The sequence below is a fragment of the uncultured Xylophilus sp. genome, from assembly GCA_913776965.1.
Taxonomy (GTDB): Bacteria; Pseudomonadota; Gammaproteobacteria; order Burkholderiales; family Burkholderiaceae_C; genus Xylophilus.
Genome location: CAJYQL010000088.1, coordinates 1 through 12,636, shown reverse-complemented (window position 1 = coordinate 12,636; position 12,636 = coordinate 1). Strand labels below are relative to the sequence as shown.

The 12,636-nt window shown below is 69.4% G+C and carries 13 protein-coding genes and 1 pseudogene; 6 read left to right on the top strand and 8 right to left on the bottom strand.

Translation table 11 applies throughout. From position 1 onward, the window contains the following. The first annotated feature begins 5 nt into the window (after positions 1-5). Entirely contained in the window at positions 6-128 is a 123-nt protein-coding gene (locus tag QZ500_RS19580) for a phosphoenolpyruvate carboxylase (RefSeq protein ID WP_366763158.1), read from the top strand. Positions 129-139: 11 nt separating this feature from the next. Here QZ500_RS19580 and QZ500_RS13285 read toward each other — a convergent pair whose 3' ends face one another. The 5 genes from QZ500_RS13285 to QZ500_RS13265 form a co-directional block, all read right to left on the bottom strand. After that, on the bottom strand, positions 140-1,384 hold the full coding sequence (locus tag QZ500_RS13285) for an AI-2E family transporter (protein ID WP_295855883.1): 1,245 nt from the start codon (positions 1,382-1,384) through the stop codon (positions 140-142). Between the two features lie 112 nt (positions 1,385-1,496). Further along, a complete protein-coding gene (flhC, locus tag QZ500_RS13280; RefSeq protein WP_295855882.1) occupies positions 1,497-2,045 on the bottom strand; it encodes a flagellar transcriptional regulator FlhC in 549 nt (182 codons plus the stop codon). A 44-nt stretch (positions 2,046-2,089) separates the two neighbouring features. Further along, on the bottom strand, positions 2,090-2,419 hold the full coding sequence (flhD, locus tag QZ500_RS13275; protein WP_295855881.1) for a flagellar transcriptional regulator FlhD: 330 nt from the start codon (positions 2,417-2,419) through the stop codon (positions 2,090-2,092). A 234-nt stretch (positions 2,420-2,653) separates the two neighbouring features. Further along, entirely contained in the window at positions 2,654-3,586 is a 933-nt protein-coding gene (locus QZ500_RS13270) for a sulfurtransferase (RefSeq protein WP_295855880.1), read from the bottom strand. Between the two features lie 65 nt (positions 3,587-3,651). Next, positions 3,652-4,803, bottom strand: coding sequence for an aromatic ring-hydroxylating dioxygenase subunit alpha (locus QZ500_RS13265; protein ID WP_295855879.1), 1,152 nt, complete (start codon positions 4,801-4,803; stop codon positions 3,652-3,654). Positions 4,804-5,039: 236 nt separating this feature from the next. On the opposite strand from QZ500_RS13265, the gene QZ500_RS13260 reads away from it, so the two are divergent. From QZ500_RS13260 to QZ500_RS13240, 5 genes are all read left to right on the top strand, one after another. Further along, positions 5,040-5,288 carry an exodeoxyribonuclease VII small subunit gene (locus QZ500_RS13260; protein ID WP_295855878.1) on the top strand — a complete coding sequence of 83 codons (249 nt, stop codon included), beginning with the start codon at positions 5,040-5,042 and terminating at the stop codon, positions 5,286-5,288. Beyond that, on the top strand, positions 5,285-6,196 hold the full coding sequence (locus QZ500_RS13255) for a polyprenyl synthetase family protein (protein ID WP_295855877.1): 912 nt from the start codon (positions 5,285-5,287) through the stop codon (positions 6,194-6,196). Before QZ500_RS13260 ends, QZ500_RS13255 begins: the two co-directional genes overlap by 4 nt. A 75-nt stretch (positions 6,197-6,271) precedes the next feature. After that, positions 6,272-8,173, top strand: a complete 1,902-nt coding sequence (gene dxs / locus QZ500_RS13250) for a 1-deoxy-D-xylulose-5-phosphate synthase (protein ID WP_295855876.1) — start codon at positions 6,272-6,274, stop codon at positions 8,171-8,173. A gap of 196 nt (positions 8,174-8,369) precedes the next feature. After that, positions 8,370-9,452, top strand: coding sequence for a TRAP transporter substrate-binding protein (locus tag QZ500_RS13245; protein WP_295855875.1), 1,083 nt, complete (start codon positions 8,370-8,372; stop codon positions 9,450-9,452). A gap of 194 nt (positions 9,453-9,646) precedes the next feature. After that, positions 9,647-10,726, top strand: coding sequence for a TRAP transporter substrate-binding protein (locus tag QZ500_RS13240; protein WP_295855874.1), 1,080 nt, complete (start codon positions 9,647-9,649; stop codon positions 10,724-10,726). A 160-nt stretch (positions 10,727-10,886) separates the two neighbouring features. Here the strand turns inward: QZ500_RS13240 and QZ500_RS13235 are convergent, their stop codons facing one another. From QZ500_RS13235 to QZ500_RS13225, 3 genes and pseudogenes are all read right to left on the bottom strand, one after another. After that, positions 10,887-11,978 (bottom strand): NAD(P)/FAD-dependent oxidoreductase, encoded by a 1,092-nt coding sequence (locus tag QZ500_RS13235; protein WP_295855873.1) that lies wholly within the window; start codon positions 11,976-11,978, stop codon positions 10,887-10,889. A 78-nt stretch (positions 11,979-12,056) separates the two neighbouring features. Next, positions 12,057-12,386: a ferredoxin FdxA gene (gene fdxA / locus QZ500_RS13230; RefSeq protein ID WP_295855872.1), complete on the bottom strand. Its 330-nt coding sequence runs from the start codon at positions 12,384-12,386 to the stop codon at positions 12,057-12,059. 62 nt (positions 12,387-12,448) lie between these two features. Next, a pseudogene (locus QZ500_RS13225) lies at positions 12,449-12,636 on the bottom strand (sulfate adenylyltransferase); the annotation flags it as partial.

Genomic DNA, 12,636 nt, shown 5'->3' with positions numbered 1-12,636 from the left:
ACCCGCTGCACCACCTGCAGGTCGAGCTGATGCGCCGCTACCGGGGCGGGCAGGGCGACGACCGGGTGCAGACCGGCATCCACATCTCGATCAACGGCATCGCGGCAGGGCTGCGCAACACCGGCTGAAGGGGCGCCGGTCAGGCGCTCATCAGTTCGCCGATCGGCTTCAGGTCCTCGACCCGGTCGCAGATCGCCTTGAGCACCATCATCACGGGGATGCCCAGCAGCAGCCCCCAGATGCCCCAGAGCCAGCCCCAGGCGAGCACGCTGGCGAACACGACCACCGGGTTCATGCTGCTCGCGCGGCTGGTGAGCCAGGGTGTGAGCAGCTGGCCGATCAGGGTGTGGATGACCAGCGAGGCACCCGCCAGCACCGCCGCCATCTCGACCGTGCCGAACTGCAGGAAGGCGACCAGCCCGGTGCCGGCGGTGACCGCGACCGAGCCGATGTATGGGATCAGGTTGAGCACCCCGGCCGCGATGCCCCACACGGCGGCGTACTCCATGCCGAGCGCCCAGTAGACCAGCCAAGTGGCGACGCCTACCAGCACGCTCATTGCGACCTGGACCAGCAGGTAGCGCTGCACCTGGGCGGTGATCTCGTCGAGCACCTCGACCGTCACCTTCTTGCGCGACAGGCTGGGGCCGGTGATCTTCACCAGCTTGCGCCGGAAGGTGTCGCCGGCACCGAGGGCGAAGAAGGTCAGGAACAGCACCACAGTCATCTGGCCGGCGAAGCTCGCCAGGCCGACGGTGCCGCTCCAGAGATAGTCGCGGATGTTGAAGGGCGGGCGCTCGACCAGCACGCGGGTCACGCCGCGCGGCGAGATCGGCTGGGTGCGGGCCTGCGTCGCCAGTTCGAGCTGCACGGCCGCCTGCTGCACCTTGTCCAGCGCGCCGGGCTGGCCGGTGTGGGACGACTGCACCAGCGTGTCGCGCACCTTGCGGGCGGCGACCGGCAGGGAATCGAGCAGGTCGGCGGCGTCGTCGCTCAGCCAGTAGGCAGTCGAACCGAACGCACCCAGCAGGCCGCAGAGCAGCAGCGCGGCGCTCAGCATGCGGGGCATGCGGAGCCGGCGCTGCATCGCGTCCACGGCCGGCGACAGCGCATAGGTCAGCAGCAGTGCCAGCAGCAGCGGGATGAACACGGCCGCGGCCCAGCGCAGCACCAGCAGCGTGCCGAGCACCGCGAGCACGGCGAGGGAGATGCTGCGGACGTCCACCGGCATCTGCAGCAGGATCCGCGGCTGGTCGGGATCGCCGTCGGCGGGCGGCGGCAGGCGGACCGCCAGGGTTTCCGCGCCGCGGACCGGCACCGCGCCGGGCGGCAGGGTGGAAGACGGAACAGGCGGGGCGTCGGGCGCGGGATCGGCGGAGGACATCCGGCCGATTCTGGGGCGCCGATCCAGACGCACCTGTAGGCGCACGCCGATGGACCCGACGGCCGAGGGGAGGGACTTCCCTCGGTGCCGCCGGCGCCGGCCCGGTTGCGGATCAGTGCAGCGTCAGGGCGCCGGCGGCCTTGCTCTTGCCGGCGCGTGCGGGCGGGCAGCACAGGCCGCAGACGAAGTGCTTGGCGTTCTCGTACGGCTCGGTGACGAACTTGCCGCCGCATTGGGAGCATCCGGTCATCGCCAGCATCGTCGCGTCGACGAACTTCAGCAGGCGCCATGCGCGGGTGAAGGACAGCAGCGGCTCGATCTCGGCGGCCTGCACCTGCTCGGTATAGAGGCGATAGGCCTTGGTCAGCGCTTCCACCGGGTCGAGCGATGCGCCTTTGGATAGGTATTCGTAGATGTTCAGGAACAGCGAGGAATGGATGTTTTCCTGCCAGGTGAGGAACCAGTCGGTCGAGAAGGGCAGCTGGCCCTTGGACGGCGACTTGCCGGCGATCTCCTTGTAGAGGCGGATCAGCCGTTCGTAGGAGAGGGTGGTTTCCGACTCAAGGACCTGCATGCGCGCACCCATCTGGATCAGCATCGCGGCGCGCTCGATCTGGCGCGATTCGTTGAGGACGCTTTTCGGGGTGGCGGTGGTGGTCATGGCGGTTCCTGGCGACGGTGACGGATGAAGCGGCGGCGGGCGGGTCAGAGAACTTCAGAAACGCGACCGGCCATCAGGATGTTGGCGTGCAGGCGGTTGGTCGCCTCGTTGCCGGCCTTCTTCGGCAGGTTGTGGCTGGTGAGCAGGTTCCAGACCATGTCGTCGTCCACCCGGAAGCGGCAGATCAGGGTGTTGCCCGAGGCCAGCTTCAGCACCTGGGCGGCCGACAGGGACGCCAGCAGGTCGGCCGATTCCTCGTTGATGCCCAGACGGAACACCGCCTCGGCCTTGTCCTGGCGGATCAGCGTCTGCGCCAGCATCAGGTAGGTCAGGTTGGCTTCACGGATCTCGTCAAGCATCTGTTCGTGGGTCATGGTGCAATCCCTTTCGAGGTCGGGACCGGGGTTGCAAGACAGGTGGTCTTGTGTCCGATCCGTTGAAATGGATTGTGAAGACCCGCCAAACAGAAATTAAGTCGGGGGAGCGTCATCCGCGATGTCTGGTTTCGCGGTGCCCAGGTAGGAATTTGCCTTACAAGACCCGCTGCGGCCGGGTCGTCCGGCTGGGGCCGAGGCGGGGCGCAGCGCCCGTGCGGCCGGGCGCGGCTGCTATCCCTTTGCGACCGGCCGTGTCGGATCGCTGCACCAGTCGCTCCAGCTGCCGGCATACAGTGCGGCGGGCGGGAAGCCGGCGATCTCCATCGCCAGCAGGTTCGGCACGGCGCTGACACCGCTACCGCACTGGTGCACGACGCCGGCCGGATCGCGGCCGGCCAGCAGGGCGTCGAATTCTGCCCGCAGCGCGTCGGCCGACTTGAAGCGGCCGTCAGGCCCCAGGTTGTCGGCGAACGGCCGGTTGAGGGCGCCCGGAATGTGGCCGGCGACCGGGTCGAGCGGCTCCACCTCGCCGCGGAAGCGGGTGGGCGCCCGGGCGTCGACCACCGTCTGCACGGTGCCGCCGAGTCCCGCCTGCACGTCGGCGGAACCGACCAGCCGGCGCAGCGGCGGGCGCAGCTCGAAGTTGGACTGGAAATGCGTCGGCTCGGTCTCGTGGTCGGTCGCCTCGGGGGCGCTGCCGCGGGTCGCGCCGCCGGCGGCCTGCCAGGCCTGCAGCCCGCCGTCGAGCACCGCCACCGCGTCGTGGCCGGCCCACTTGAGCATCCACCACAGCCGGCCGCAGTAATTGGCGCCGTTGCGGTCGTAGACGACCGCCTGCATGTCGTTGGCGAAGCCGACGCTGCAGAGCCAGGCAGCGAAGTTCTCGCGGCTCGGCAGCGGATGCCGGCCGCCTGAGGCGGGGCGGTCGGCCTCGTGGGCGATCTGGACATGGCCGTGCGCGTCGGGCAGGCCGTGCTTGGCGCTGAGGTGCCGGTCCAGGTCGGCGAACACCGCCCCGGCGATGTGCAGCGCCGCGTACTGCTCGGCGCCGCGGTCGGGATGCATCAGGTCGAAGCTGCAGTCGAAGACCATCAGCGGACGGCGGGCGTCGCGCAGCGCCTGCAGCTCGGCGGCGGAGATCAGGAGCGGGTAGGAGGGTGCCATGGCCTCAGTCGGATCGATTTTGTATCGAAATCAGGCCCTGGCGCCCGCCGGGCCTGCGCAAGCAGCTATCGTTTGGATAGCAGATGAAGGCCGTCGGCCGCCAGCGCGCCGCGGTACCACTCGTGGAAGTGCTGCATGCCGTCCTCCATCGGGCTCTGGTAGGGGCCGACTTCGTCGTCGCCGCGCGCGAGCAGGGCCTTGCGGCCCGCATCCATGCGCTCGGCGATCTCGTCGTCCTCCACGCAGGTTTCCATGTAGGCCGCCTGCTGCGCCTCGACGAACTCGCGCTCGAAGGCGGCGATCTCCTCGGGGTAGAAGAACTCGACCAAGTTGAGCGTCTTGGTCGGGCTGACCGGGTGCAGCGTCGAGACGGTCAGCACGTGCGGGTACCACTCCACCATGATGTGTGGGTAGTAGGTCAGCCAGATCGCGCCGTATTTCGGCGGCCGGCCCTCGCGGTAGGCAAGCAGCTGGTCCTGCCAGCGCTGGTAGACCGGGCTGCCGGCCTTGCCGAGCCGGTTGGCGACGCCCACGGTCTGCACCGAATACTGGCGGCCGAACTCCCAGCGCAGGTCGTCGCAGGTGACGAACTGGCCGAGCCCCGGATGGAACGGGCCGACGTGGTAGTCCTCGAGGTAGACCTCGATGAAGGTCTTCCAGTTGTAGTGGCACTCGTGCAGCTCCACCCGGTCGCGCACGAAGCCGGTGAAGTCGAGGTCGGCACGCGGCCCGAGCGCTGCCAGGTCGTCGGCGACGCTGCGGCTGCCGGCCTCGAACAGCAGGCCGTTCCATTCCTGCAGCGGATAGTTGCGCAGGTTGAGGCACGGGTCCTCGGGGAAATGCGGCGCGCCGAGCAACTGGCCGTGCGCGTCGTAGGTCCAGCGGTGCAGCGGGCAGACGATGTTGCCGCCGGCATGGCCGGGTGCGGTACGGTCGAGCGAGCCGCGGCCCTTGAGCATCACGGCCTGCCGGTGCCGGCAGACGTTGGAGACCAGTTCCACGCCGCCCCGCGTGTTGCGCACCAGCGCGCGGCCCTCGCCCTCCTGGGGCAGGGCGTAGTAGTCCCGCGGTTCCGGCACCGACAGGGCGTGCCCCACGTAGCGGGGGCCCTGCTGGAAGAGGATTTCCTGTTCGCGTCGGAACAGCGCCTCGTCGAAGTAGCTGGAAACTGGTAGTTGGCTTGCGGCCTGCTGCAGTCGAAGACTTAAATCAGACATGGGTGACCTGACCTAAAGACTCCCCACAGGGAGAAAGACGGAAGGGATAGGAGATGCGCGCGGCGCAGAGACAAAAGCCGGCTGGAGTCGCCGGCTTGGAGGGATGCGCGATTGTACCCGCCGGGGGCTGCCGGGCCGTGTAAGCGGCCATGTCCGCGACCGGGCGCTGCGCCGTCGCGCCCCTAGAATGACTGGTTTCCCACGACGGGCGGCGCACTGCGCTCCCGAGCCTGCCCATGCCCAAGGCCCCCGCCTCCCCACCGACCGATCCGGCACTGCCCGCCACCTACGAGGAGGCACTGGAAGAGCTGGAACAGCTCGTCGCGCGGCTCGACGCCGGCCAGCTGCCGCTCGACCGGCTGCTGGACGGCTACCGCCGGGGCGCGGCGCTGCTGCAGTTCTGCCGCGAACGGCTGCAGGCAGTCGAGCAGCAGATCCAGGTGCTCGACGACGGCGTGCTCAAGCCCTGGAACCCGGCGGCATGAACGGCGCCACACTCGACGCCTGGAGCGCCGCCCACCGCGCGACGGTGGAGACCGCGCTGTCGCGCTGGGTCGGTCCCGGCGCGCCCGCCTCCCTCGGCGAGGCGATGCGGTATGCGGTGCTCGACGGCGGCAAGCGGCTGCGGCCGCTGCTGGTGCTGGCCGCGCGCGAAGCGGTGGCCGGCGATGTGCCCGCGCCGGTGCTCGACGATGCCGCGCTGCGCGCGGCCTGCGCGGTCGAGCTGATCCACGCCTATTCGCTGGTCCACGACGACATGCCCTGCATGGACAACGACGTGCTGCGCCGCGGCAAGCCGACGGTCCATGTGCGCTTCGGCGAGGCCGGCGCGCTGCTGGCGGGCGATGCGCTGCAGGCCCTGGCCTTCGAGCTGCTGGTGCCCGACGAGGACACCGGCATCCCCACGGCCGTCCAGGCCGCGCTGAGCCGGCGCCTGGCGCGCGCCGCCGGCCACGCCGGCATGGCCGGCGGCCAGGCGATCGACCTGGCGAGCGTCGGCATCGCGCTCGACGAGGACGCTCTGCGCCGGATGCACCGCCTGAAGACCGGCGCCCTGCTGGAAGCCAGCGTGATGATGGGCGCCGAATGCGGCGAGGCGTCGTCCGCCGCGCGCGCGGCCCTGCAGCGCTACGGTGCGGCCATCGGCTTGGCGTTCCAGGTGGTCGACGACATCCTCGACGTGACCGCCGATTCCGCCACCCTCGGCAAGACCGCCGGCAAGGACGCGGCGCACGACAAGCCCACCTATGTCGCGCTGCTCGGCCTGGATCGCGCCCGCGCCCATGCCCGCGAACTGCATGCCGAGGCGCGTGAAGCCGTCACGGCGAGCGGTCTGCAGAAGACCGGCGCGCTCGATGCCCTGGCCACGATGGTCATCGACCGTTCGCACTGAATCGATGATGAGGAAAACGCGGTTTTGCGCAGGTCCTGCCTGCGCAAGCAGCTACCAGAAAGATAGCAGGCCCCCATGCCCCTGAATCCCTCGTTTCCCGACGCCGCACCGCTCGGCGCCCGCTACCCGCTGCTCGCCCGGATCGACGATCCGGCCGACCTGCGCGCCCTGCCGCGCGAGCAGCTGCAGGCGCTCGCCCACGAACTGCGTGCCTATGTGCTCGACAGCGTGTCGAAGACCGGCGGCCACCTGAGTTCCAACCTGGGCACGGTCGAGCTGACGGTCGCGCTGCACGCGGTGTTCGACACGCCGCGCGACCGCATCGTCTGGGACGTGGGCCACCAGACCTATCCGCACAAGATCCTGACCGGCCGGCGCGACCGCATGCACACGCTGCGGCAGCTGGGCGGCCTGTCGGGCTTCCCGCAGCGGGCGGAGAGCGAGTACGACACCTTCGGCACCGCCCATTCGTCCACCAGCATCTCGGCTGCCCTCGGCATGGCGATGGCTGCGCGCCAGAAGGGCGAGGATCGCCACGCGATCGCGGTGATCGGCGACGGCGCGATGAGCGCCGGCATGGCCTTCGAGGCGCTGAACAATGCCGGCGTGCTCGACGGCCGGCTGCTCGTCGTGCTCAACGACAACGACATGTCGATCAGCCCGCCGGTCGGCGCGCTCAACCGCTATCTGGCGCAGCTGATGAGCGGCCGCTTCTACGCCGCCGCGAAGAACGTGGGCAAGAGCGTGCTGAAGGCGGCGCCGCCGCTGTTCGAGCTGGCCAAACGTTTCGAGCAGCATGCCAAGGGGATGGTGGTGCCGGCCACGCTGTTCGAGCAGTTCGGCTTCAACTACGTCGGCCCGATCGACGGGCACGACCTCGATTCGCTGATCCCGACGCTCGAGAACCTGAAGCAGCTGCCCGGCCCGCAGTTCCTGCACGTGGTCACCAAAAAGGGCCAGGGCTACAAGCTGGCCGAGGCCGATCCGGTGGCCTACCACGGCCCCGGCAAGTTCGATCCGCTCGTCGGGCTGGTGAAGCCGGCGGTCGCGGGCAAGCCGACCTTCACTCAGGTGTTCGGCCAGTGGCTCTGCGACATGGCCGAGCAGGACCTGCGGCTGGTCGGCATCACGCCGGCGATGCGGGAAGGCTCGGGCCTGGTCGAGTTCGAACAGCGCTTCCCGGGCCGCTACTACGACGTCGGCATCGCCGAACAGCATGCGGTGACCTTCGCCGCCGGCATGGCCTGCGAGGGCCTGAAGCCGGTGGTTGCGATCTACTCGACCTTCCTGCAGCGCGGCTACGACCAGCTGATCCACGACGTGGCGCTGCAGAACCTGCCGGTGGTGTTCGCCCTCGACCGCGCCGGCCTGGTCGGCGCCGACGGCGCCACCCATGCGGGCGCCTACGACATCCCGTTCCTGCGGTGCATTCCCAACATGGCGATCGCCTGCCCAGCTGACGAGCGCGAATGCCGCCAGCTGCTCTCGACCGCCTACGCGCAGGACCATCCGGTCGCCGTGCGCTACCCGCGCGGCGCCGGCGCCGGCGTGGCACCGTTGTCCCACCTGGAGCCGCTGCCCTACGGCCGGGCCGAGGTGCGGCGCGAGGGCGCAAGCGGCATCGCGATCCTGGCGTTCGGCACGCTGCTGTATCCGGCCCTGCAGGCCGCCGAGGCGCTCGACGCCACGGTGGTCAACATGCGCTGGGCCAAGCCGCTGGACACCGCGCTGCTGCTGGACATCGCACAGCGCCACCCGTCGCTGGTCACCATCGAAGAGGGCGCGGTGATGGGCGGCGCCGGCAGCGCGGTCGCCGAGGCGCTGAACGCCGCCCGCCTGCCGCGCGCGCTGCTGCAGTTGGGACTGCCGGACGTGTTCATCGAACACGGCGACCCGGCGAAGCTGCTGGCCGCCGCCGGGCTGGATGCCGCGGGAATCGAGGCTGCGGTGCGGGCGCGGTTCCCCGCGCAGCCCTGACGACCCGGCGACCGGGCGACGTGCGAAACGCACGCCCGGGCATCGCCGTCAACCCGGGGTGACCGCATCCGGGGAAGTCCCTGTGCGGTCGCGATCCATCCGCTCCGAGAATCGACCGCCCCCGCGCGCCGTCGTGCGCCGGAGCCGGCTGCCGCCATCCGCAGCGGTCGTTCGCCCATACCCCTGGAGACACACCTTGGATCGTCGTTCCCTCGTCCAGCGCGCCGGCATCGCCGGCATCCTTGCAGCCGGTGCTGCGCCTGCCGTCCATGCCCAGGCCGCCGTGCGCTGGCGGCTCGCGTCGAGCTTCCCGAAGTCGCTCGACACCATCTACGGCGGCGCCGAGGTGTTCGCCCGCCACGTGCGGGCGATGTCGGGCGGCAAGTTCGAGGTCTCGGTGCATGCGGGCGGCGAGCTGATGCCCCCGTTCGGCGTGGTCGACGGCGTGCAGCAGGGCTCGGTCGAGGCGGCGCATTCGGTGCCGTACTACTTCTACGGCAAGAACCCGGCGTTCGCCCTCGGCTCGGCGATTCCGTTCGGCCTGAACGCCCGGCAGATGAACGCGTGGATGCTGCACGGCAACGGCCGCAAGCTGATGAACGAGTTCTACGCCACCTACGGCATGCTGAGCTTCCCCGGCGGCAACACCGGCACGCAAATGGGCGGCTGGTTTCGCAAGGAAATCAAGAGCGTGGCCGACCTGAAGGGCCTCAAGTTCCGGCTCGGCGGCGGCCTGATCGGCGACGTGATGGTCAAGCTCGGCGTGGTGCCGCAGAGCCTGCCGGGCGGCGAGGTCTACCAGGCGCTGGAGAAGGGCACGCTGGATGCGGCCGAGTGGGTCGGCCCGTACGACGACCAGAAGCTCGGCTTCAACAAGGTCGCGCCGTTCTACTACTACCCCGGCTGGTGGGAAGGCGGCCCCGAGGTGGACTTCTACATCAACCAGAAGGCCTACGACGCCCTGTCGTCCGAGAACAAGGCGATCATCGACGCCGCCTCGCTCGCGGCGCACACCGACATGCTGGCCAAGTACGACGCGCTGAACCCGACCGCGCTGAAGCAGCTGGTCGGCCAGAAGGCGAAGCTGCAGGCCTTCACCAAGCCGGTGATGGACGCGGCGTACAAGGCATCGCTCGAAGTGTTCGAGGAGAACAACGAGAAGAGCCCGGCCTGGAAGAAGATCTATGCCGATCTGCGCACCTTCCAGAAAGACCAGCTGCTGTGGTTCCGCTTCGCCGAAGGCCGCTTCGACAACTACATGCAGTCGCTGCCGCAGTGACGGTCCGCGGTCGCCAGGCCGCGTGAACCGCCGGCCCGGCGGCCGCAAGCTTGCAGTTTGCTGAACATCGTGCCGCCGCGCGGGAAAACCCCCTGAGGGAGCGCGAAATCCGATTTCTAGAATGGCCGCGGACGGGCTTCTGCCACCCCGGCACAGGCCCCGCCGCTCTTCATAACCATTCTCGGAGTTCAGCCATGGATCGTCGTTCCATCATCAAGCATGCCGGCATCGCCGGTGTCCTGACAGCCGGGGTCGCGCCCGCGGTGCATGCCCAGGCGACGGTGCGCTGGCGCCTGGCCTCCAGCTTCCCGAAGCCGCTCGACACCATCTACGGCGGCGCCGAAGTGTTCGCCAAGAAGGTCGGCGAGATGACCGGCGGCAAGTTCCAGATCAGCGTGCACGCGGCCGGCGAACTGATGCCCGCGCTCGGCGTGATCGACGGCGTGCAGCAGGGCTCGATCGAGGCCTGCCATACCGCCGGCTACTACTTCTTCGGCAAGAACGAGGCGTTCGCCGTCGGCGCCGCGATCCCGTTCGGCATGAACACCCGCCAGCTCAACGCCTGGATGTACGAGGGCAACGGCCTGAAGCTGACCCGCGAGTTCTACGCAAAGTACAACATGGTCAACTTCCCCTGCGGCAACACCGGCGCGCAGATGGGCGGCTGGTTCCGCAAGGAAATCAAGACGGTCGAGGACTTCAAGGGCCTGAAGTTCCGCATCGGCGGCTTCGCCGGCCGGGTGATCGAGCGCCTGGGCGCCGTGCCGCAGAACATCCCCGGCGGCGAGATCTACCAGTCGCTGGAGAAGGGCACGATCGACGCGGCCGAATGGATCGGTCCGTACGACGACCAGAAGCTCGGCTTCAACAAGGTGGCGCCGTACTACTACTACCCCGGCTGGTGGGAAGGCACGCTGCAGCTCGACCTGCAGGTCAACCAGAAGGCCTACGAAGCCCTGTCGCCCGAGTACAAGGCGATCGTGCAGGCCGCCGCGTCGCATGCGCACGTCGACATGCAGGCCAAGTATGACGCCCGCAACCCGACTGCGCTGAAGCAGCTGGTCGGTGCCAAGACCAAGGTGCTGGCGTTCCCGAAGCCGGTGCTCGACGCCTCGTTCAAGGCGGCGATGGATCTGTACAAGGAACTCGACGCCAAGAACCCGGACTGGAAGAAGCTGTACGAGGACTACCGCACCTTCCAGAAGGACCAGCTGCTGTGGTCGCGTTTCGCCGAGGCGCGCTTCGACAGCTACATGCAGGGCGTGAATCTCTGAGTTCGCCCCCAGGCTTTTCACTGCGTGTAACGCCTGCCCCCGGCCGGGGGCGGCACTGGCGGGCCGGCAGAGCCGGACCCGCGGTGCCCTGAGGGGGCGGTGTCGCTGGCGCGTTCACCGCGCCGGATCTGGCCGTCGCGTCTTTTGGATGCGGCGGCTTTTATTTTGCGGTTGCGGGGCGGTCGGCGGGCGGCGCGACGCCCAGCCGGCGGTGCAGTTCGGTGCTGCTGGTCGTGTACTGCAGCACGGTGCTGCGTTCGGGGAACAGCCGCTCCGACGCGGCGAAGGCGGCGAGCGTTGCTTCGTGGAAGGCCGACAGGATCAGGCGCTTCTTGCCGGGGTAGGTGATCGCATCGCCCACGGCGTACAGGCCCGGCACCTGTGTCGCGAAGGTGCCGGTGTCGACCGGCACCTGCTTGCGTTCCAGCACCAGGCCCCATTCGGCGAGCGGGCCGAGCCGCGGGCTGAGGCCGAGCGCGACCACCACCGCATCGACCGGCAGCGACGGCGTGCTGCCGTCGGGTGCGGCCACGACGACTTCCTGGAGCCGGCCGTCCGGCGCATGCAGCCGCGCGACCTGGCCGACGACGAACGTCGCATCGCCTGCGGCCTGCTGTGCGGCGAACCGTGCCTGGCGGTCGGCCGTGGCCTGCAGCACGGCGCGGCGGTGCAGCAGCGTGACGGCCCGGGGCCGGCGCGCCGGCGGTTGTGCGAGCAATGCGGCGACCCGGTCGAGCGCCGCGTCGTCGCCGCCCACCACCAGCACCTGGCGGCCGCCCAGGTCGTCGGACGCATGCAGCCGGTGGAACACCTGCGTGCCCTCGAAGGCCTCGATGCCGTCGGCCTGCAGCCGGCGCGGCGTGAAGGCACCCACGCCGGCTGCGAGGAAGACGGTACGCGCGCGGAACTGCACCCCGCGCGAGGTGCCGACGGCGAACCCGTCGGCGCGCGCCTCCAGCGTGGCCACTTCCTGCGACAGGTGCAACCCGGGCGCGAACGGCCGCACCTGCTCCATCAGGCGCTCCGCAAGTTCCTGACCGGTGCAGGCTGGAACCGCGGGAATGTCGTAGAGCAGCTTGTCGCCGTACAGCTCGACGCACTGGCCGCCTGGACGGTCGAGCGCATCCACGATCTGCGCATGGATGCCGAGCAGGCCCAGTTCGAACGCCAGGAACAGGCCGGCCGGGCCGGCGCCGATGATCAATGCGTCGGTGACGATCGGCTCGTCGGGGAACAGGGCATCGGCGGACATGGGCGCTCCAGAACGACAACGGGAGGCACGCTGGCCTCCCGGGGGACGATGGCGCGGACGCGTCGAACGCGCCGGCGATCAGCGGATCAGCTCGGCGAGCTTACCCGGCTTGTCCTTCCATTCGTCGGCATCGGGCAGCGACGGCTTGCGCTTGGTGATGCTCTTCCAGCCGGCGGCCAGCGCCAGTTCGGCGTTGAGCTGGATGAAGGCGAGCTGGTCGGCCGGCACGTCCTCTTCGGCGTAGATCGCGTTGGCCGGGCATTCCGGGATGCAGACGGCGCAGTCGATGCATTCGTCCGGGTCGATCACGAGGAAGTTCGGGCCTTCGCGGAAGCAGTCGACCGGGCACACGTCCACGCAATCGGTGTATTTGCACTTGATGCAGTTTTCGGTGACGACGTGGGTCATGGCAGGGCGGCGGTCATTCGATGTAAACCGCGGATTTTACGAGGGGATAAAAAGCGACGTGGTTACTGGACGAGAACCGCGGCGGAGGTCTTGTGGCTGGCGGTGTCCACCAGGATCAGCGCACCCAGCGTGCGCGACCGGGCGTACGGCAGGGCGGCGAGCGGTTCCTGCAGCGCCAGCTCGACGTGGCCGAGCGCGTTGGGCGGCAGTTGCGTCGCCTCCTCGCGCGCCAGTGTCTCGATGTTGAGCC